General features: G+C 59.1%; 24 protein-coding genes. 11 read left to right on the top strand and 13 right to left on the bottom strand.

Annotated elements, in window-relative coordinates; translation table 11 throughout:
• Nucleotides 1-46 precede the first annotated feature (46 nt).
• A complete protein-coding gene (locus ASD70_RS14200) occupies nucleotides 47-499 on the top strand; it encodes a MarR family winged helix-turn-helix transcriptional regulator (RefSeq protein WP_046071594.1) in 453 nt (150 codons plus the stop codon).
• 289 nt (nucleotides 500-788) lie between these two features.
• A complete protein-coding gene (locus ASD70_RS14205; protein WP_046071593.1) occupies nucleotides 789-1,208 on the top strand; it encodes an organic hydroperoxide resistance protein in 420 nt (139 codons plus the stop codon).
• 66 nt (nucleotides 1,209-1,274) lie between these two features.
• On the opposite strand, the gene ASD70_RS14210 is transcribed toward ASD70_RS14205, so the two are convergent.
• Entirely contained in the window at nucleotides 1,275-1,847 is a 573-nt protein-coding gene (locus tag ASD70_RS14210) for an elongation factor P (protein ID WP_003172723.1), read from the bottom strand.
• A gap of 49 nt (nucleotides 1,848-1,896) precedes the next feature.
• Entirely contained in the window at nucleotides 1,897-3,030 is a 1,134-nt protein-coding gene (earP, locus tag ASD70_RS14215; protein WP_056846760.1) for an elongation factor P maturation arginine rhamnosyltransferase EarP, read from the bottom strand.
• 131 nt (nucleotides 3,031-3,161) lie between these two features.
• On the opposite strand from earP, the gene ASD70_RS14220 reads away from it, so the two are divergent.
• Together ASD70_RS14220 and ASD70_RS14225 are read left to right on the top strand one after the other, a co-directional pair.
• The gene (locus ASD70_RS14220) at nucleotides 3,162-3,530 is read left to right on the top strand and encodes a hypothetical protein (protein ID WP_046071591.1); all 369 of its coding nucleotides are present in this window, start codon (nucleotides 3,162-3,164) and stop codon (nucleotides 3,528-3,530) included.
• A 5-nt stretch (nucleotides 3,531-3,535) separates the two neighbouring features.
• Complete coding sequence (locus tag ASD70_RS14225; RefSeq protein WP_046071590.1) at nucleotides 3,536-4,018, top strand: GreA/GreB family elongation factor; 483 nt, start codon at nucleotides 3,536-3,538, stop codon at nucleotides 4,016-4,018.
• Nucleotides 4,019-4,135: 117 nt separating this feature from the next.
• Here ASD70_RS14225 and cysB read toward each other — a convergent pair whose 3' ends face one another.
• The 5 genes from cysB to ASD70_RS14250 all read right to left on the bottom strand — a co-directional run bounded on the left by cysB (nucleotide 4,136) and on the right by ASD70_RS14250 (nucleotide 8,041).
• Nucleotides 4,136-5,110 carry an HTH-type transcriptional regulator CysB gene (cysB, locus tag ASD70_RS14230; protein ID WP_003189876.1) on the bottom strand — a complete coding sequence of 325 codons (975 nt, stop codon included), beginning with the start codon at nucleotides 5,108-5,110 and terminating at the stop codon, nucleotides 4,136-4,138.
• A 104-nt stretch (nucleotides 5,111-5,214) separates the two neighbouring features.
• Nucleotides 5,215-5,715: a universal stress protein gene (locus ASD70_RS14235; RefSeq protein ID WP_046071589.1), complete on the bottom strand. Its 501-nt coding sequence runs from the start codon at nucleotides 5,713-5,715 to the stop codon at nucleotides 5,215-5,217.
• 48 nt (nucleotides 5,716-5,763) lie between these two features.
• Nucleotides 5,764-6,681 carry a 5'-nucleotidase gene (locus tag ASD70_RS14240; RefSeq protein WP_056846761.1) on the bottom strand — a complete coding sequence of 306 codons (918 nt, stop codon included), beginning with the start codon at nucleotides 6,679-6,681 and terminating at the stop codon, nucleotides 5,764-5,766.
• A 14-nt stretch (nucleotides 6,682-6,695) separates the two neighbouring features.
• Nucleotides 6,696-7,658: a putative 2-dehydropantoate 2-reductase gene (locus ASD70_RS14245; protein ID WP_056846762.1), complete on the bottom strand. Its 963-nt coding sequence runs from the start codon at nucleotides 7,656-7,658 to the stop codon at nucleotides 6,696-6,698.
• Entirely contained in the window at nucleotides 7,655-8,041 is a 387-nt protein-coding gene (locus tag ASD70_RS14250) for a hypothetical protein (protein ID WP_046071586.1), read from the bottom strand. Before ASD70_RS14250 ends, ASD70_RS14245 begins: the two co-directional genes overlap by 4 nt.
• Here ASD70_RS14250 and ASD70_RS14255 point away from each other — a divergent pair.
• Both ASD70_RS14255 and ASD70_RS14260 read left to right on the top strand, forming a co-directional pair.
• Nucleotides 8,040-8,474 carry a PilZ domain-containing protein gene (locus ASD70_RS14255; protein WP_056846763.1) on the top strand — a complete coding sequence of 145 codons (435 nt, stop codon included), beginning with the start codon at nucleotides 8,040-8,042 and terminating at the stop codon, nucleotides 8,472-8,474. The two genes, ASD70_RS14250 and ASD70_RS14255, sit on opposite strands and share 2 nt — an antisense overlap.
• A 130-nt stretch (nucleotides 8,475-8,604) precedes the next feature.
• On the top strand, nucleotides 8,605-9,681 hold the full coding sequence (locus tag ASD70_RS14260) for a 3-deoxy-7-phosphoheptulonate synthase (protein ID WP_046071584.1): 1,077 nt from the start codon (nucleotides 8,605-8,607) through the stop codon (nucleotides 9,679-9,681).
• A 77-nt stretch (nucleotides 9,682-9,758) separates the two neighbouring features.
• Here ASD70_RS14260 and ASD70_RS14265 read toward each other — a convergent pair whose 3' ends face one another.
• The gene (locus ASD70_RS14265; protein WP_046071583.1) at nucleotides 9,759-10,040 is read right to left on the bottom strand and encodes a GNAT family N-acetyltransferase; all 282 of its coding nucleotides are present in this window, start codon (nucleotides 10,038-10,040) and stop codon (nucleotides 9,759-9,761) included.
• A gap of 612 nt (nucleotides 10,041-10,652) precedes the next feature.
• Between ASD70_RS14265 and oprI the strand changes: the two genes are divergently transcribed.
• Nucleotides 10,653-10,904: an outer membrane lipoprotei OprI gene (oprI, locus tag ASD70_RS14270; protein ID WP_003172710.1), complete on the top strand. Its 252-nt coding sequence runs from the start codon at nucleotides 10,653-10,655 to the stop codon at nucleotides 10,902-10,904.
• Nucleotides 10,905-11,077: 173 nt separating this feature from the next.
• Here the strand turns inward: oprI and ASD70_RS14275 are convergent, their stop codons facing one another.
• From ASD70_RS14275 to ASD70_RS14285, 3 genes are all read right to left on the bottom strand, one after another.
• Nucleotides 11,078-12,040, bottom strand: a complete 963-nt coding sequence (locus tag ASD70_RS14275; protein WP_046071582.1) for a L,D-transpeptidase family protein — start codon at nucleotides 12,038-12,040, stop codon at nucleotides 11,078-11,080.
• A gap of 79 nt (nucleotides 12,041-12,119) precedes the next feature.
• On the bottom strand, nucleotides 12,120-12,413 hold the full coding sequence (locus ASD70_RS14280) for a hypothetical protein (protein ID WP_003189866.1): 294 nt from the start codon (nucleotides 12,411-12,413) through the stop codon (nucleotides 12,120-12,122).
• A gap of 58 nt (nucleotides 12,414-12,471) precedes the next feature.
• Nucleotides 12,472-13,077, bottom strand: a complete 606-nt coding sequence (locus tag ASD70_RS14285; RefSeq protein WP_046071581.1) for an arylesterase — start codon at nucleotides 13,075-13,077, stop codon at nucleotides 12,472-12,474.
• A 10-nt stretch (nucleotides 13,078-13,087) separates the two neighbouring features.
• On the opposite strand from ASD70_RS14285, the gene ASD70_RS14290 reads away from it, so the two are divergent.
• Nucleotides 13,088-13,771 carry an ABC transporter ATP-binding protein gene (locus ASD70_RS14290; protein ID WP_005786391.1) on the top strand — a complete coding sequence of 228 codons (684 nt, stop codon included), beginning with the start codon at nucleotides 13,088-13,090 and terminating at the stop codon, nucleotides 13,769-13,771.
• Complete coding sequence (locus ASD70_RS14295; protein ID WP_056846764.1) at nucleotides 13,771-16,281, top strand: ABC transporter permease; 2,511 nt, start codon at nucleotides 13,771-13,773, stop codon at nucleotides 16,279-16,281. The genes ASD70_RS14290 and ASD70_RS14295 overlap by 1 nt, the downstream gene beginning before the upstream one ends.
• Nucleotides 16,282-16,318: 37 nt before the next feature.
• On the opposite strand, the gene greB is transcribed toward ASD70_RS14295, so the two are convergent.
• Nucleotides 16,319-16,798 (bottom strand): transcription elongation factor GreB, encoded by a 480-nt coding sequence (gene greB, locus ASD70_RS14300; RefSeq protein ID WP_046071579.1) that lies wholly within the window; start codon nucleotides 16,796-16,798, stop codon nucleotides 16,319-16,321.
• Between the two features lie 125 nt (nucleotides 16,799-16,923).
• Nucleotides 16,924-18,003 carry a hypothetical protein gene (locus tag ASD70_RS14305; RefSeq protein WP_056846770.1) on the bottom strand — a complete coding sequence of 360 codons (1,080 nt, stop codon included), beginning with the start codon at nucleotides 18,001-18,003 and terminating at the stop codon, nucleotides 16,924-16,926.
• A 242-nt stretch (nucleotides 18,004-18,245) separates the two neighbouring features.
• Between ASD70_RS14305 and ASD70_RS14310 the strand changes: the two genes are divergently transcribed.
• Both ASD70_RS14310 and ASD70_RS14315 read left to right on the top strand, forming a co-directional pair.
• Nucleotides 18,246-19,172, top strand: coding sequence for an ABC transporter ATP-binding protein (locus ASD70_RS14310; protein WP_056846765.1), 927 nt, complete (start codon nucleotides 18,246-18,248; stop codon nucleotides 19,170-19,172).
• Nucleotides 19,169-19,894 (top strand): ABC transporter permease, encoded by a 726-nt coding sequence (locus ASD70_RS14315; RefSeq protein WP_046071577.1) that lies wholly within the window; start codon nucleotides 19,169-19,171, stop codon nucleotides 19,892-19,894. Before ASD70_RS14310 ends, ASD70_RS14315 begins: the two co-directional genes overlap by 4 nt.
• Nucleotides 19,895-19,899: the final 5 nt, after the last annotated feature.

Raw genomic sequence — 19,899 nt, forward strand, 5'->3', positions numbered from 1 at the left:
TCGCCCGCTAGATTCAAGTGCAGACATGCTTTTTCGAGGCACCACCATGAGCAAAAACCCAGCCCCCTGCGAATCGCTGCTGCTGGATAACCAGCTGTGCTTCGCCCTGCACTCCACTTCGCTGTTGATGACCAAGGTCTACAAGCCCCTGCTCCAAGCCCTCGGCCTGACCTACCCGCAATACCTGGCCATGATGGTGCTGTGGGAAGAGGACGGATTGACTGTCGGCGAAATCAGCAGCCGCCTGCTGACGGATCCTGGCTCACTGACGCCTCTGCTCAAGCGCCTGGAAGCCGAAGGTCTGCTCAGCCGCACCCGCAGCCGGGAAGATGAGCGGGTGGTAGTGGTAGAGCTGACTGACGCCGGCCGCGTCTTGCAGGGCAAGGCCAAGGATGTGCCCCAATGCATCCTGGGCGCGAGCGGGATGCAGCTTGCGCAATTGCGCAAGCTGCAGGCCGACTTGATCGCGCTACGCGGCAACCTGCAGAGCGCGATCTAAAGTGGGAGGGGCGGTGCGACGATTCGACTTGCCCCCGATAGCGGTGGGTCAGCCAACATCAATGTTTGCTGAGCCGACGTCTTCGCGGGCAAGCCCCCTCCCACATTTGATCTTCGCCGCTTTGAGCATTTCGTTCGCTTAACTGGCTTGCCTCCTCCCACATTGTTTCTCGCCAGCCTCGAAAACATTTATAAATTTATATTGCGCGCTAAACATTAGCGCTATACATTGGTTTCACCAACTACTTAGCACGCAAACATTTAGCGCGACAACCCAAGAGGAACGCCCCATGCAAACGCTCTATACCGCAGTAGCCACCGCCACTGGCGGCCGTGATGGTCGCGCTGTTTCCAGCGACAACATCCTCGACGTCAAACTCTCTACCCCCAAGGAATTGGGCGGTGCCGGTGGTCAGGCCACCAACCCGGAGCAACTGTTCGCGGCCGGCTACTCCGCCTGCTTTATCGGCGCGCTGAAATTCGTTGCCAGCCAGACAAAACGTAAGATCCCGGACGATGCCTCGATCACCGCTCATGTCGGCATCGGCCAGATCCCCGGCGGTTTTGGCCTGGACATCGACCTGCACGTCAGCCTGCCGAGCTTGGCCCAGGATGACGCACAGAGCCTGGTCGATGCCGCCCACCAAGTCTGCCCGTATTCCAACGCCACCCGTGGCAATGTGGATGTGCGCCTGCACGTAACGGTCTGATAAACCGGCGGCCACAAAAAAGCCCGACTCAAGGTCGGGCTTTTTTTCGTATCGGTGGGGCCAGAATTACTTCTTGGCGCGACCTTTGTACGAACCACCTTCGCGGGTGTCGATCTCGATCAGGTCGTCGATTTCGATGAAATCGGCTACTTGCAGTTCGGTACCGTTGCTCAGCTTGGCAGGCTTCATCACCTTGCCCGAAGTGTCGCCGCGAGCGGAACCTTCAGTGTAGGCAACCTTACGCACGATAGTGGTCGGCAGCTCCACGGAAACCAGGCGCTCTTCGAAGAAAATAGCTTCGCAGACGTCTTCCATGCCTTCTTCGATGAACGGCAGAACGGCTTCGATATCTTCAGCGTTCAGCTCGTACATGGTGTAGTCAGTGGTGTCCATGAACGTGTAGGTGTCGCCGCTGATGAAGGACAGGGTCGCTTCCTTGCGGTCGAGGATCACGTCGTCCAGTTTGTCATCGGCGCTGTAGACGATCTCGGTCTTGTAACCGGTCAGCAGGTTCTTCAGCTTGGTCTTCATGATTGCGCTGTTACGACCAGACTTGGTGAACTCAGCTTTCTGAACCAGCCAAGGGTCGTTTTCGAGACGGATCACTGTACCGGGTTTCAGTTCTTTACCAGTTTTCATTGCATATATCCGAAATTTGGATGGGATTTACAAAAATCAAGGTGGCGTATCATATCCAACTTTCATAAAACTGTACCAGCGCCGTCGCAAGATCGGCCTGCAAGCCTTGTTCCAGACACCACTTCTGAGCGTGCTCGTTCACCTCGGTCCAGTGTTCCAGGAGCATTTTCCAGGCCTGCGCCATATCGCCCTCGGTGTTCCAGGCTTGCCAAAGTGCGATGACAGCCGCTTTGGCGGCCGGCGACAGTGCGACGGTGTACAGCTCCAGGAAGGCATCGAGCTTGTCGAGGTGGATGTCTTCGTCCTGGCGATAGATATGCCATAACAACGGCCTCCCCGCCCACTGAGCGCGCACGAAGGAGTCTTCGCCGCGCACCGCGTTGAACGCGCAACACCAGAGCAACCGGTCGTATTGCTCCTGGCGTACGAAGGCAATGACCTGCACCGTCAGCGCACCACGCACCTGGATGTCGCCCGCCGACAAGCTGCTCACTCCCAGCCAGCGTTGCACATCCCCCAGGATGCGGCCTTCCGGCACCAGCAAGTGAGTCGCGCGCCCGTCTGCTGCAAGCACGTCCAACCAGCCGGCCAATCCGGGGTTCTCGTAAGCGAACAGCGACATCAGTCGTGCATTGACCGCCGGAGCTATCCCTAAGGTTTGCAGGAATTGTCGCTGCGCGACGTCATCTAGCTGAAAAGCCTGGCGCCGCTCCAATAACCCGGCTTCACGCAAAAGGCCACCGGTGCCCGGGCGAAAACCGGGAAAGAAAAAGTACTTCTGCACGCCCTTGAACTTCACCGAGGGTAAACGGTGACAGCCCACTACCCAGTCTTCAGCGCTGAGATAGTCCAGGTTCATCCACAACGGCGGTTGCTCACGCTCGGCCATGCACTCCATGTACTCCGGCGGCAGCTGGCAGGCGAACGCGGCAATCACCACATCGGCTGATTGCGCACCTGGCCATTGCGCCGGCCAGTGGCGCACTTCGACACCTTCCTGCCACTGCTGGCTCACCTGCACATCAACCTGCGGACACATGCGCTCGAAAGCCCGCAGGTCATCGACCCACAAGCGCACTTCACAGCCATGTTCCACTACCAACTGCCGGGCCAGGCGCAAGGTCACGCCAATGTCGCCGTAGTTGTCGACGACGCTGCAAAAAATATCCCAGCGGGCTTTCATTCCGGGCTCCATCGATCAAAGACTCGATTGTCCGCATAAATGCACCGATGCAGAAGGCTTGTTCGCGATTTTCTGCATAGCGGCTGTGCGACAATCGCCATCACGCCGTTACCGCTCGCCAGGAGGCCATCATGTCTGCCCGTCCGTTTTCGCTGTTCAAGCTCTGCCTCGCCATTGCAGCAGGCCTGTGGCTGGGGTTTATCGCCATTGCGCTGACCACTTGGCTGGCGTCTCGCTACCTGTTCCCCCAAAGCCTGGCACCCGTGGCCCAGGCGGTTGAGCAGCTGGGCAAGCCGGCCGCCGCTGTGCCGGAGCCGCCGAACCGCATGTTCGAGCAATACCAGCAGAACCTGCAAAAGCAGGAACAGCAGCAGGCCTTGGACCAGGCCCGGAATAATGCGCGCAACCTGTCCAACCCCAAATGCCAGTTCTGGCTGCAACAGGACCAGAACGCCCCTAATGAAAAGTCTCGGGCCAATGTCCTGCAATTTTGCGATTGAAGACCATGAATAAACACGCCGTCCTCCAGTTGATCCTGGAAAAACTCGCCGTCGACCTCGATATCGCCCAACGTGCCGCGCAGACTGCCTACGAAACCGCGACTCACGAAGAAAACATCGCCGAAAACAAATACGACACCCTGGGGCTGGAGGCGTCTTACCTGGCGGCCGGGCAAGCCAAGCGGGTCGAGGAAATCAAGCAGTCGCTGGCGCTGTGCCAGAACCTGCAGCTACGTGCTTTCGATGATCAGCGAGGTATAGAGATTGGCACGCTGCTGGGCCTGGAAGACGAGAATGGCCGCCAGCAATGGCTGTTCCTGGCGCCGGACGCCGCAGGCTTGAGAGTCGATGTGGTCGGGCAACCGGTGACCGTCATCACCCCGCGCTCGCCCCTGGGCAAAAGCCTGCTGGGCAAGTTTGAAGGGGATGAGGTGCAGATTCTGGTGGCAGGCGCCCGGCAACTTTTTACGGTTACCGAGGCCAAATAACGCCTGTAGGAGCGAGCTTGCTCGCGAAGAACGCATGGGCACCACGTCAACCCTGGCGCCCCGCATTATCGTTGGCGATTTTCGCGAGCAAGCTCGCTCCTACAGGGGCAAGCGTGATCAGTGAACCGGCAGCTCGACGCCGTCAAACAGCTCTTCCAGCTCTTGCTTGTTGTGGCACTGGATCGCCTTGGCCATGACTTCGCGGGTCAGGTGGGGTGCGAATTTCTCGATGAAATCGCACATGAATCCGCGCAGGAAGGTGCCACGGCGGAAACCGATCTTGGTCACGCTGGACTCGAACAGTTCGCTGGCATCCAGCACCACCAGGTCTTTGTCGAGGTTGGTGTCGACCGCCATCTTGGCGACGATGCCCACACCCAGGCCCAGGCGTACATAGGTCTTGATCACGTCGGCATCGGCGGCAGTGAACACCACCTTTGGCGTAAGGCCACGGTGACTGAAGGCTTCATCGAGCTTGGAACGGCCGGTAAAGCCGAACACGTAGGTCACGATAGGGTACTCAGCCAGGGCTTCCAGGGTCAGCTTCGGCAGCTTCGCCAACGGGTGACCCTGAGGCACCACCACGCAGCGGTTCCAGCGGTAGCACGGCATCATTACCAGGTCGCCGAACAGTTCCAGGGCTTCGGTGGCGATGGCGAAATCGACAGTGCCATCGGCGGCCATCTCGGCGATCTGCATCGGTGACCCCTGGTGCATGTGCAGGGCCACGTCAGGGTATTGTTTGATGAAATCACGGATTACCGGCGGCAGTGCATAGCGCGCCTGGGTGTGGGTGGTGGCGATCGACAGGGTGCCTTTCTTCTCGTTGGAGAATTCCTGGGCAATCTGCTTGATGCTCTCGACTTTACGCAGGATTTCGCCGGCGGTAGTGATGATGCGCTCGCCAGCCGGGGTGACACGGGTCAGGTGCTTGCCGCTGCGGGCGAACACCTCTACGCCCAGCTCGTCTTCGAGCAGGCGGATCTGCTTGCTGATACCAGGTTGCGAGGTGTAGAGGCTTTGAGCGGTAGCGGAAACGTTGAGGTCGTGGTGCGCCACTTCCCAGATGTAGCGCAGTTGTTGAAGCTTCATATGAATCCCTCAAAGCAGATAGACGCCACGGGTATCAGCGACGGTATATAACTATATTAAAGGTTAGACGGATAAATCTAGAACTTTTTATCCTTTTCTACCGATCAACTATCCTCACTGCGCCGATGTTGCAGCGACGGCACCAGGTAGACCGGTACCGGGGACAGCTGCAATACCCGTGCAGCGGTGCGCCCAAGGGGCACGGTCACCCTGGTTGCCTGGCTATGACTACCTACGATCAGCAAGTCGACGGAAAGTTTTCGCATCTGGTCGAGAATCACCTCGCAGGGGTCCCCCTGGATCACCCTGACCGAGCGAATCAATTGCAAGTCCTGCTCGCCCTCCCCCAACTCCTCGCGAAAGCTGTCCAGCACCCGTTGTTCAATCGTCGCCATGACCGTGCTCAACCCCCGGCTCTGCCATTCACTCAAGGCCTTCTCATCAAGGTAGCTCTGTAGCACCGATTCGGCGAACAGCCCAATGGGCTCGACCACGTGGATCACGTAGAGGTCAGCCTTGAACGTTCGCGCCAGCGCCAGTGCATGTTGCATCACATACGGTGCATACAGACCCAGGTCCGTGGCATACAGCATCGAACGAATCATAGAACCTCCTGGACTGCCAGGATGGCGGCGATTGAATGAGCTTAGCAGCTAGCTCTCGGTCTGGATTTTCAACTCATTACTGATGCCATGGGGCACGTGCCCGGTGGCGACCACCTCCCTGGCCTTCTCACAATGACCGGCCTGATCATCGAAAAATACATCGGCGGCGAAGGCTTCCAGGAACGCGGATTTTTCCAGGCCACCGAGGAACAGCGACTCGTCCAGGCGGATATCCCATTCGCGCAATGTACGAATCACCCGTTCATGGGACGGTGCCGAACGGGCGGTGACCAGCGCCGTGCGGATCGGACAGGCGTCATCGGCAAACTCGCGCTGCAACAAGTTAAGCGCCGCCAGAAAGCCCTTGAATGGGCCACCGTGCAAAGGCTGGCGCGCCGACTCGCGCTCACTGGCTTGAAAAGCGGCCAGCCCGCCGGACTGATAGACGCGTTCGGACTCGTCGGAAAACAGCACCGCATCGCCGTCGAATGCAATGCGCAATTCTTCACTCGATGCCCGACGCGCACCACCCGACAGAATCGTTGCCGCCGCAAAGCCGGCGTCGAGTGCGCTGCGCACGTCTTCTGCATGGGTCGAAAGAAACAGATGACAACCAAAGGCGGCCAGGTATGGGTAGGGACTACGCCCTCCTACGAAGGCAGCGCGGGAAATATCCAGGCCGTAATGCTGGATCGAGTTGAACACCCGCAGGCCGGTATCGGCACTGTTGCGCGATACCAGCACCACCTCGACCCGGGCACGGCCCAGGCTGGCATTGAGGCTCAGCAGTTTCTTGACCAGCGGGAAAGCGTCACCCGGCTCAAGGGTTTCTTCCTCGTGCTCGATCTGGTACTTGCGGTAAGCCTCCACCCCTTCGCTCAGGTACACCTTGTGGCTGTCGCTCAGGTCGAACAGTGCCCGCGAAGAAATCGCCAGTACCAGCTTGTCACCCAGTCCCTTTGCCATGGTGTCTCCCCCAATCAGCGGTTGTGCCGATCCATAAAACTCAAGGCTTGGTACAGCGCCTGCATACGCGGCAGTTCGCAACCGGCCGCCCTGGCAGCGGCCAAGGGGCGGGCGTAGATGGCCGCCAACTCCAACGGGCGCTTGTGCATATAGTCGTGGTACATGCTGGGCAAATAGTCGTCCATGGTCTCGGTCATGGCGAACATCTGCCCCGCGTAGCTGGCGGGAATTTCATGGCCGCAGGCACGGGCGCCCTGCACCACCTCGGCCATCAGCGCCTGGATCAATTCACGGCTGGACTCGTCAGCCATCATGGCCGTTGTGCCCGTGCCCAGCAAGACCGAGAGGCCGTTATACGGCACGTTCCACACCAGTTTATGCCAGCGCGCCTGATGCACATTGGCCATGGCCTGCGACTCGATCCCGGCGTGGTGGAACAGCCCGGCACCTGCTTCGACAATTGCCTTTTGCTGCGCCTCATCATTGGCGGCCGTACCGCTGTGATAACCCAGGTTGACGCGGCCCAGCGCCTGATGCTCGACCACCCCGGGTGCAGAGCGGTGTACACCGATGTAGCACAGGCCGCCTAGCAGGTGCAGCGACGACGGCAGGTGCTCACGCAGGCTGTCCTCCACATCGAGGCCGTTTTGCAGCAGCACCACCTTGGCATCCGGTGCCGCGACCTGGGCGATGGTCGGGGCCAGGTCAACGTTGCCGGTGGATTTGGTACCGACCAACAACCAGTCGCACGGTGGCATGTCGGCGGCGCGGGCATAGGCCTGTACCGGTTGCAGATGCAGGTGGCCATGCACCGTACTGTTGAGGTGCAGGCCATGTTCACTGACCGCTGCATATTCGCTGCGCAACAGGAAATGCACATCGAACCCGGCACGCGCCAGCATCAATCCGTAGTAACCACCAATGGCACCGGTGCCGATGATGCCAATGCGTGGCGACGGGGATGCAACTGCTGTCATGGCAAATCCTCTGGTAGGCGGGTAAGCGCCTGGTTTACGCATTCGGCGAGGTCGGATGCTGTAAGACGTGTCTGTAATTGCCCGAGGAACTGACCCTCGCACACCAGGAACAGCGCCGGCAAATGAAAGATCTGGTAGCGTTCGACCGCACCACCGTTGTGCCCGGCATCGACCCAGCACACACGGTCCACCGGCAAGCGCCAGCCCGGCAACTGCTGGCGTGCCCAGCGGCAACTGGAACAACCGACACTGGTGAACACTACCAGCGAAATACCTGGCAATCCCAGCAATTGCTGGTCAATATCCAGGTCGGTCAATTCCAGTTCCTTCACTATACTGCTGCCACTGCCGTCAATTGGACGGCGCTCGGAGTCCGTGTACATGGATCGTTTTTTACCTCACCCTGATGATGTCGCTGTCGAGTTGATCCAACGTCCCTCTCCTGCCCTGCCCCGCCAACGCCTGCACACTATCGGCCGCGGCGGCGTCGCCTGCAATTGGCCGCGGGCCTGGCGCCCCGGCACGGCAATCGACCTGCATATCCCCTCATTGGGGTCCAGCGCCCGCTATCCGGGCTATGTAGCCTGGTGCCGCAAAGTCGAAGACGGTTATCGCATCGGCATTTGCTTTGCCGATGAACACGCCTTGTTCGGTGCCCGAATGGGTGAGCAAGTGTGCCAGATCGAACGTCATTGCCGCCTGCACGAAAACGCCGAGCCCACGCCACAGCAACTTGAAGCCATGGCCCGCGATTGGGTCTCGCGCCACGCCGGCGAGTTCTCCCATGAGGCGGTTGTGCAGCCAGCACTGGATTAAACCGGGCTTTGCCCATTGTCGCGGGCCCGTGTAACGCGCTAAGGTTCCTCCCCCCTGCATTCAAATCATGCTGTGCCCGCCGCACGGGGATGGCTGGCGGCCGGCACCCGTGACCCTGGCGAGTAACACGATGGCTGATTTACCGATCAATGACCTTAACGTCGAATCCAACGAGACCCTGATCACACCCGATCAGCTCAAGCGCGAAATCCCCCTGAGCGACGCTGCCCTGCAGACCGTCACCAAGGGCCGCGAAGTCATCCGCGACATTCTCGACGGCACCGACCACCGCCTCTTCGTCGTGATCGGGCCCTGCTCGATCCACGACCTCAAGGCCGCCCACGAATACGCCGAACGCCTCAAGGTGCTGGCGGCGGAAGTGTCCGACACCCTGTACCTGGTGATGCGCGTTTACTTCGAAAAGCCGCGTACCACCGTCGGCTGGAAAGGCTTGATCAACGACCCCTACCTGGACGACTCGTTCAAGATCCAGGACGGTTTGCATATCGGTCGTAAATTGCTGCTGGACCTGGCCGAAATGGGCCTGCCCACTGCTACCGAAGCCCTCGACCCGATCTCGCCGCAGTACCTGCAGGACCTGATCAGCTGGTCGGCCATCGGCGCACGCACCACCGAATCCCAGACCCACCGCGAAATGGCATCTGGGCTGTCCTCGGCCGTAGGCTTCAAGAACGGCACCGATGGCGGCCTGACCGTGGCAATCAACGCCCTGCAATCGGTCTCCAGCCCTCACCGCTTCCTGGGTATCAACCAGGAAGGTGGCGTCTCCATCGTCACCACCAAAGGTAATGCCTATGGTCATGTGGTGTTGCGTGGCGGCAATGGCAAGCCCAACTATGATTCGGTCAGCGTCGCCCTGTGCGAGCAGGCGCTGAACAAGGCCAGGATCAAGCCGAACATCATGGTCGACTGCAGCCACGCCAACTCCAACAAAGATCCGGCGTTGCAGCCGCTGGTGATGGAAAACGTCGCCAACCAGATCCTCGAAGGCAACCAGTCGATCATCGGCTTGATGGTCGAGAGCCATTTGAACTGGGGTTGCCAGGCAATTCCAAAGGATCTGGCCGACTTGCAATACGGCGTGTCGATCACCGATGCCTGCATCGACTGGGCTGCCACCGAAACCACCCTGCGCAGCATGCACGCCAAGCTCAAGGACGTACTGCCCAAGCGCAAACGCAGCTGAACCACGCATTTTTCCTGAATCAGGCATACACAAAAACGCCGGGCTAAGCCCGGCGTTTTTTATTGGCAACGAATCAGCTACAGCTTCGCGGCATGGCGCTGGTGACGCTCCATATAGCGCTCGACATAGGAGCACGAGGGAATCACGGTATAGCCAGTCTCTTCGGCATACTTCAAGGCTGCCTCGGTCAACGCGGCCGCAATGCCTCGCCCTCGCAGCGCATTGGGCACGAAGGTGCGATAGATATCCAGGGTCTGCTTCCCGAGGTCCATATAGGTCAGATAGGCACGATGACCGTCCACATTGGTCTCGAACTGATGACCAGCCTGGTCATGGTGGATGGACAACGCCTCGCTCATCACTACTCCTCGCGGGTCTAAGATTGCGACCCCTACCTTACCGATGTTTTTCCGGCGAAGGAACATCTACGCCACCCCGTGCCGGTTTCGACAACGAGAAAACCGTGAGCGCTCACAACCAGCACGTAGGGAATAGTAGGCACCAATCCCGCCATTGCTCAAGGCGCACTCATCATTCCCTGCCCTGGGTGGTTATAGAAAGGGCCTCGATCAACCGGTGACCGATAGCCTGAACATTGCCGGCAGTTGAATCTTGAGACGAACTGCCGCTCTTAAAGTCACCTCTAGATGGGTAAAAGATGCCAGCCGGAGTAAAGCCACACAGAACGGAAGTGCCCGCTTCGTTATATAAAATTTCATCTATTTACAAGGCTTCACACATGCGGGCCGGCCCTTTCAGCCTGGATCCAATGCCTGTCGAGATAGAAAAAATTGGACAGTTTTTATACAGACCTCCAAAAGATTAGCCAAAATAGATTCGGCGCAGGAATTTTTTTTGCTTCTTGCGCAACGTCAGTTTACTTACTACAAGTAATGGGTAGTATGTACGCCGGCTATTAGCTCACCCTGAGACAGTAGCCATCTAATTGAAAGTCCTTGAAGGGGAACACGATGAACAACGTTCTGAAATTCTCTGCTCTGGCTCTGGCCGCAGTTCTGGCTACCGGTTGCAGCAGCGTCTCCAAAGAAACCGAAGCTCGTCTGACTGCAACGGAAGACGCAGCAGCTCGCTCCCAGGCTCGTGCAGACGAAGCCTACCGTAAAGCTGATGAAGCTCTGGCTGCTGCCCAAAAAGCACAACAGACTGCTGACGAAGCTAACGAGCGCGCCCTGCGCATGCTTGAAAAAGCAAGCCGCAAGTAATAATCCTTCGGGGTTGTTATCAAGCCGATCCATGTTTGGATCGGCTTTTTTATTGCCTTGGATTTGGCGCGCGCCACCTGTAGGAGCGAGCTTGCTCGCGAAAAACATCAACGATAACGCGTGCTTCCTGAATAAGCGCGGCGCCTATGGGTTTCTCGCGAGCAAGCTCGCTCCTACAGGTCGACCGGCGTGGCGGCGGCCACCGGCGCCGCGCCCGGCACGCCAATCTCGGTCGGCAAACCATCCTCCGCCGCAACCACGTCACGCACCTGATCCCAATTCACCCGCAGGTTATTGGCCAGGTCTTCACGCTTGAGCAAGGCGTTGATCACCGCCGTGTGCTTGTCGACCACGGAAGGGGTGCCGTCATCGTTCAACGGTGTATGGGCCTCAAGGTAGACCTTGCCGCCACTGCTGCCGAACTTGTAGGCATCGTTGATGATGCGCACCGACGTACCCACCGGCACCATGCCGGCCATCTCCAATACATTGTTATTGAACATGCGGAAGCAACCGTGACTGGTGCGCGTGCCAATACCAAACTTCATGTTGGAGCCGTGGATCAGATAACCCGGCGTGCCGAGGGTGAACTTGAACGGTCCCAGCGGGTTATCCGGGCCGGCAGGCACCACGTTGGGCAACGGGTCACCATTGGCCGCGTGCTCGGCCTTGATCGAGGCCGGTGGCGTCCAGGTCGGGTTTGGCGTCTTGGCGATGATACTGGTATGGGCGATCGGTGAGCCCCAGCCTTCACGGCCAATGCCCAATGGGTAGGTGTAGACCACGTCCTGGCCCTTCGGATAGTAGTAGAGCCGGTATTCCGCCAGGTTGATCACGATGCCTTCCCGTGGGCCGGGCGGCAGGATAAAGCGTGTCGGCAGCACGATATCGGTCCCCGCCCCCGGCAACCAGGCATCGACGCCCGGGTTGGCCGCGACCATTTCCGAATAGCCCAGATCATAGGTGGTGCCCAGGTCGGCGAAGGTGTCTTCGTACTTGGCCTTGATCACCTGGACCTGGCCGACAATGTCCTCGCCCGGCGGCGGCAACGGCAACTGCAAGGCTGCCGCCGAACCGGCCGCACAGAGCGCAGCGAGAGACAGGCAGCAGGTGACGACGGAAAGGCGCGACAACATCCGGAAAATCCTTCGCAAGACGACGGGTAGGTAAAAAATGATTGTATACGGCTTCGTGGCAGCAAGCTTCAAGCTGTTTTTACAGCTCGAAACGCAGCTCCGGCCAGATCGGCGGCGTACCACGTTTTTGCGATTCGAGGATCGCGCGGCACAAGGGGCAAAGGCGCTGGTCCTGGAAAATCGAGCGATTCACCGAGGACCAGCGTGGTTGCGCCGGCAGTAAAGTGCCGCAAAGCGTGCGATCGATCGAACCGCCCAACTCCAATTGACGCGCCACCAGATGCACCCGCACTTCCTGACAGGCGAACAAATCCAGCTGCTCGTCCGGCTCGATCAGTTGGTAGTTAAACAGGGACCAGGCAGGGCGCGACATCGAGGGCTCCAGATCAGGGGGGCGCCACCTTAGCCGAAAGCCTGCCGGTAGAAAAGCGTCATAGCAGCGGTTTTAGCGTTGGCCAGACATTTTCCAGTAGCTTGTCCTGGGCGGCGACTGCCGGGTGCAGTTGGTCAGCCTGCATCAGTTCCGGATGGCCACCCACGCCTTCGAGGAAAAACGGTACCAGCGGAATGTTTTTTTCCTTGGCCAGCGCACCATAGACTTCGGCAAATGCGGTGGTGTATCGCGGCCCGTAATTGGGTGGCAACTGCATGCCCAACAGCAGCACCTTGGCACCGCCGGCCTTGGACTGATCAATCATCGACGCAAGATTTTGTTTCAATTGCGCTGGCGGTTGCCCACGCAAGCCGTCATTCCCCCCAAGCTCGATAACCACCACGTCGGGCTTATGCTCTGCAAGCGCCGCGGGCAGCCGCGCCAGGCCTCCTGCACTGGTGTCGCCGCTGATGGACGCATTGACGACTTTATCGTCGAAACCCTCTTTCTTGAGGCGTTGCTCCAGCAGTGCAACCCACCCTTTGCGGGTATCCAGGCCGAAACCGGCACTGATACTATCGCCAACGATCAGGACTGTACCCGCCGCTGCGTTCTGGGCCATGCACATCAAGGCCAGGCCAGCACTCAAAAACCACATTCGCATCGGATTCTCCATGGGCGCAAGCATTCTCACCGCGCGGAACCTTAGCAAAGTGGTTCCCAGCGCGGAAGGTGAACTGACTATCCTGCACGAACTGAGCCTGGAACTGAACAAGGGCGATAGCCTGGCTATCGTCGGCAGCTCCGGTTCCGGTAAATCCACCCTGCTGGGCCTGCTGGCCGGCCTCGACCTGCCCAGCAGCGGCGAAGTCACCCTGGCCGGGCAAGCCCTGAGCACCCTCGATGAAGACCAGCGTGCGCGCATCCGTGCCGAGCATGTGGGGTTCGTATTCCAATCCTTCCAATTGCTCGACAGCCTCAACGCGCTGGAAAACGTGATGCTGCCGCTGGAACTCGACGGGCGCAAAGACGCCCGCGAGCGTGCCAGGCATCTGCTGGAGCGCGTGGGCCTGGGCCAGCGCTTGACCCACTCGCCACGCCAGCTGTCCGGTGGCGAGCAGCAACGGGTCGCCATTGCCCGCGCGTTCGCCGCCGAGCCGGACGTGCTGTTTGCCGACGAACCCACCGGCAACCTCGACAGCCATACCGGCGAGCGCATCAGCGACCTGCTGTTTGAACTCAATAAAGAGAGCGGCACGACCCTGGTACTCGTCACCCATGACGAGCGCCTGGCCCACCGTTGCCGACGCCTGATCCGCCTTGAAGCCGGCCTGATGGTCGCGCCCCTGGAGCCTTGATGGCACGCTTGCCGCTGTTGCGCCTGTTCAGCCTTGCCATGCGCCAATTACTGCGCGATGCCCGCGCAGGCGAACTGCGCGTGTTGTTCTTTGCCCTGCTGGTGGCCGTGGCTGCCAGCACTGCCATCGGCTACTTTGGCGCCCGCCTCAACGGCGCCATGCTGCTGCGCGCCACCGAGTTCCTCGGCGCCGACCTGGTACTCGAAGGCAGCTCGCCGGCCCGCCCCGAGCAAATCAGGTCTGGCACCGAACTGGGCCTGGATCACGCCCGCATCGTCGAGTTCTCCAGTGTTATCGCCACGGACAACGGCATCCAGCTCTCCAGCATCAAGGCGGTCAACGAGCAGTACCCATTGCGCGGGGAGCTGAAAAGCAGCGCCGAGCCCTTTGGCACTGAAAGCCCTGGCGGCGGCCCCAAGCCTGGCGAAGCCTGGGTGGAAGCAAGACTGCTGACGGCGCTGGACCTCAAGGTCGGTGACAGTATCGATGTCGGCATGAAGACCCTGCGCCTGGCACGCATCCTGACCTATGAACCCGACCGTGCCGGCAACTTCTACAGCCTCACGCCCAGGGTGATGATCAACCTGGCAGACCTGGACGCTACCGGCGTGGTCCAGCCGGGCAGCCGCGTGAGCTACCGCGAACTGTGGCGCGCCCCACAAGGCAGCGCCGCACTGCAAACCTATCGCGACCTGGTCAAGCCGGGCCTCGCTGCCAATCAGCGCCTGCAGGACTCCCGTGACGGCAACCAGCAGATCGGCGGCGCCCTTGGCAAGGCCGAGCGCTACCTGAACATGGCCAGCCTGGTGGCGGTGCTGCTGGCCGGCGTGGCCGTGGCGCTGTCGGCCAACCGTTTCGCCAGTCGACGTTTCGATGCCAGTGCGTTGTTGCGCTGCCTGGGGTTATCGCGACGCGAAGCCATGCTGCTGTTCAGCCTGCAACTGAGCGTACTGGGCCTGCTGGCGAGCCTGGTCGGCGCCCTGCTTGGCTGGCTGGCGCAATTTGGCCTGTTCTATTTCCTGCACGACCTGCTGCCAGCCGACGTGCCACCGGGTGGGTTGCTGCCAGCCGCCGCGGGGATCGGCACCGGGCTGGTCGCCCTCGCCGGCTTCGCCCTGCCCCCCTTGGCCGCACTGGGTCGCGTACCGCCGCTGCGGGTATTGCGTCGCGATCTGCTGCCGATCCCCTCGAGCACCTGGATGGTCTACGGCGCGGCACTGTTTGCGCTGGGCCTGATCATGTGGCGCCTGAGCCTGGACCTGGTATTGACCTTCGCCCTGCTGGGCGGTGGCGTGGTGGCGGCATTGATTCTCGGCGGCTTGCTGCTGTTACTGCTCAAAAGCCTGCGACGGTTATTGGCCCGCGCCTCCTTGCCTTGGCGCCTGGGCCTGGGCCAATTGCTGCGTCACCCGCTGGCGGCGGCAGGCCAGTCCCTGGCGTTTGGCCTGATCCTGTTGTCGATGGGGTTGATCGCACTGTTGCGCGGCGAACTGCTCGACACCTGGCAAAACCAGCTGCCCAAGGATGCTCCCAACTACTTCGCACTGAATATCCTGCCCGCCGACAAGGAGGCCTTTGGTGCCCGCCTGCTGGACGTACAGGCGCAAGCGGCGCCACTGTATCCGGTGGTACCAGGGCGCTTGATCAGCATCAACGGCGAACCTGTGCAGGAGATCGTCAGCAAGGACTCCAGCGGCGACCGTGCCATCCAGCGCGACCTGAGCCTGACCTGGGCTGCCGACTTACCGCCGGGCAACGCCCTGACGGCAGGCGTCTGGTGGTCGGCGCAACCGAGCGATGAGATTCCTGGCGTGTCGGTGGAAGCCAAGGTAGCCGAGAGCCTGAAACTCAAGCTCAACGACCATCTGTTATTCACCATCGGCGGGGAAAATCGCGAGGCACGGGTCACCAGCTTGAGGACCATCAACTGGGATAACTTCCAGCCCAACTTCTTCATGATCTTCCAACCGGGCACCTTGAAGAATTTACCCGCGACCTACCTGACCAGCTTCTACCTGCCTCCCGGTCATGACCAACAGATCGTCGATCTGTCACGGGCTTTCCCGGCCGTGACCATCCTGCAGGTAGAGGCCCTGCTGGAGCAGTTACGCAGTATCCTGGCCCAAGTGACCCTGGCAGTGGAATACGTGCTGCTGTTTGTGCTGGCGGCAGGCATGGCGGTATTGTTCTCCGGCCTGCAGGCCACCCTGGACGAACGCATCCGCCAAGGCGCACTGCTACGAGCACTGGGTGCCGAGCGCAAGTTGCTGGTCAAGGCCCGGCGTATTGAGTTCGGCCTGCTGGGTGCCGTCAGCGGCCTGCTGGCAGCCCTGGGGACGGAACTGGTGACCGGGGTGCTGTACCGCTACGCCTTTGACCTGGCGTGGCACCCCCACCCGTGGTTGTTACTGCTACCCGTGATCGGTGCAATGCTGATTGGCGCTGCCGGGGTATTCGGGACACGTCGGGCCCTGAATGCCAGCCCGTTGACGGTATTGCGCGAAGGTTGAGGCATGAAGGCTCGTACTCTGCCCGGAGTGCGAGCCTTCATGCCGGCTTCACGTACTCGATCCTGGTGATCCACCAACACACCTCGCCGCCGGGTGTCTGTACGATTGCCTCGTCGTCCACTTCCTTGCGCAACAGGGCCCGCGCCATGGGTGAGTCAATGGAGATGTAATCCATCCGCTCGTAAATTTCGTCATAACCGACGATGCGAAAGCGCTTGGTCTCGCCCTGGTCGTTTTCGATTTCGACCCAGGCGCCGAAAAACACCTTGCCCTCCTGCTCGGGCATGTACTCCACGACACGCATATCTTCCAGGCGTTTACGCAGGTAGCGCACCCGCCGGTCGATCTCACGCAGCAGTTTCTTGTTGTACTGGTAATCCGCGTTTTCGCTGCGATCTCCCAGGGAAGCCGCCCACGTCACTTTGCGAGTAGTGTCCGGACGCTTTTCGCGCCATAGGTAATCCAACTCTTTTTTAAGCGCTTCATGACCTTCTTTGGTAATCAGCTTGGTACTCAAACGCTTGCATCCCCAAACAGTGTCCACTGGTGCCGACACACCAGGACATCATGACCTGGTGCCGACTGGCTGGGTGAGATGATAAATGAACCCTGGAAAGTATCCAGGCCGGCAAGCCCATTGGCTCACACCTGACCCTCCAGCACCTGGTCCAGCTCAAGCAGCGTACCCTGCATCCGCTGGCGCATGCCCGAAAGCTGCAACATCATCATCGCCAGTTTTTCGGCCTTCTTGCTGACCTCAAGCCCTTGGTCCTGCAGCTGTGTATGGCGCAGCTCCAATGCACGACTCTTTTCATCCAATTGGCTTTGCTGCTGCTGAAGACGTGCCTGCCACTGTTCGAGCATCGCTTCCTTCTCGAGGACTGCACATTTTTTTTGCGTCAGCTCCTGGGCGACCTTGGCCAGATTGCTCAACGCGCTGTCCATCTCGAGCAAAGAGGTGTGTTCCAGTTGGGCAGGCGGTTTGGGGGGCTCTGCTTCGTACGCCTCGAACGAAGTGTCGTTTTTTTCAAATGGGACAGGCGATATGCTGATCTCTTCCTGTACCTCCGGTATGGCCACCAGTGACTGGGCCGGCTCTTCCAGAGCGGACTCCTCCTGGGCCAATTCCGCCCGGGCCAATTCCTCTTGCGCCGACGCTTCAATGGGTTCTTCATCCACAGACTGCGACACGGCCTTCGGTGAGCGCGGGTTCCGAGGGGGGGCAACCATTTGCGATGAAAAGCGAATCGACGGCACGATCACCGTATTGCTTTCGATCGCAGGCAACGCCGGGGCCGACATACCCAAAGTGATCACCTTCATGACCAATGCCTTCTTGATGATCACCGAGTGATGATCCTCCGGCCTGGCAGGCGGCAACCGACAGCCTTTCAGATCGATGAAATGAAAGGGAACCTTGGCGTCTGCAATCGGGCTGGTCTTCGCGCCTGTCGCAGCTGCCAGCATCAGGATCTGTTTGAAGACCTGCATCGCTACCTGCAGGTCTTCTTTCGAATCAACTCCCCCCAGAAAATAGCGTTCGAGCTTTTTACGCAACTCCGCAATATAGACCCTGGAGTGGCCGGGCTCGGCCTCTTCATCCAGGCTATACACAAGAAAGTTTGATTCTGTTTGAGCGACAGCAAACGCACACAGCAGCGCACCGTTAACAGGCTTGTCTTCATCATTACGTTCAAGAACAAGGGTACGTAGAAGCATCATGGTCATCAGGCCTCAAAAAAAAAAGAAAACTTTATATAAACATCAGATAAACATCCGAGCATTAATAAGTCTTCATCACGAAAACAATTGTTTCAGTGCATGAACGGGTCGAACGTAGGATTCTTCTTATTAATACTCTATCGCGTTCCCAAGCACAGCCATTAAACGTACCCTTTTTTGAAGCTCACTTACACACCGCCGGCGCCCCCTCATACGCCCTGCCAAACTTATTCGGTAAACAGATGATCGAGATAAGCAACCTGACAAAATACCTGGGCAGGAAACAAATAATCAGTAACTTCTCATTCAGCGCCCAGGCTCAGGAATGTGTGGGCGTATTTGGCAAGAGCGGCGCGGGCAAGACAACACTCTTGAGTTTGATCGCCGGTGCGATCAAACCGACCTCCGGGCAAATAAATATCCAGGGTTTCAATACCCAGACCCACTCACTTCAAGCAAGAAAGGCGATCGGCTACCAACCTCAGGGCGGCCTGAGCCACCCTCAGATGACCGTCAAGAACCTGCTCAATTTCATCGCTGCCATTCGAGGCTTCAGGGGGGCCGAAAAACGCAGCCAGGTGGGCATGGCAGCCGCGCGGCTGGAGCTGCTGCCGGTGCTCAATTGTCCCATCGACCTACTGTCCCTTGGCGTCAAGCGCAGAGTTGCGATTGCCCAGGCCATCCTGCACTCCCCCAGCGTGCTTCTGCTTGACGAGCCCACGGAAGGACTATGCCCAGCTCAACGACTCAAGTTCAGGGGGCTGATCCAGTCGCTGTCCGAAGATATGACCGTCATCATTGCCTCTCGCCATTACGGCGAGCTCGCAGACATCTGCACCCGTGCACTGGTCATCGCCAATGGCAACCTGATGGCTGACGCATCGCTATCGGAATTGCAACGTAGCTCCCGGCATTTCCGGGCCGTAACCCTGGCTGCAGATTCGCCGCTCGACCTGCTGGCCATGGCGGTAATTCCTGGCGTTGCGGGAATAGAAGAGGATCGGGATACACCGGGTACGGTGACCGTCCTGGCCATGCCTGGACACTCTATTTTCCCCTCGATCAACGCGCTCATTGCTCACCGCGGCTGGAACATAACGGCACTGAATCTGGAGCCAGGTCGGCTAGACGATGTCGTTCATCATCTGAGCCAGGAGGCTTCATCTTGAGACAGCTGCCCATCGTATTCAAACGCCAACTCGCCAGTTATGCCTCCTCACCCAGTACCTACCTGAGTGTGGCAGTTTTCCTGGTGCTGTGTGCCGCACTGGGGCTGCATGCCAACCATTGGATGGAGCGTAACAGTAGCGACTTGCAGGCTTTCTTCGAGTTACACCCGTGGCTCTATCTACTGTTGATACCCATTTTGTCGACGCAACTGTGGGCAGATGAACGCGACACCAGCTTTGCCGACACCATGAACACCTTGCCCGTCACCACCGTGGAACGGGTGATCGGTAAGTTCATGGCTGCCTGGGTCGTATGCGGCATTGCCTTGCTACTGAATTTCCCATTGGTGATCGCCGTCAACTACTTGGGCATGGCCGATAACATAGCGATAACGTCACAATTTCTGGCCAGTTGGTTATTGGCAGGCAGTTATCTTTCCGTCGGCTGCTTCGTGTGTGCACTTGCACACCAACGCCTTGCCATTCTCCTATTGACGCTGGGCTTGCTGCTGACCGTCAGTGGGCTTTCCTCAATACTGGACGCACTTGAACATCAGGCACCGCTTTGGGTCGTCGACAGTTTGATATCCCTTGATCCTATTTTCCGCTTCAGCACAATGGACAGCGGTAAGCTGACACTGCATGACAGCCTGTATTTTATAAGCATGATCCTTGCTTTTCTTTCTGCGACAACCATCACACTCAATTACAAACACAGCTGAGAAGG

The organism is Pseudomonas sp. Root569 (assembly GCF_001427465.1).
Taxonomy (GTDB): domain Bacteria; phylum Pseudomonadota; class Gammaproteobacteria; order Pseudomonadales; family Pseudomonadaceae; genus Aquipseudomonas; species Aquipseudomonas synxantha.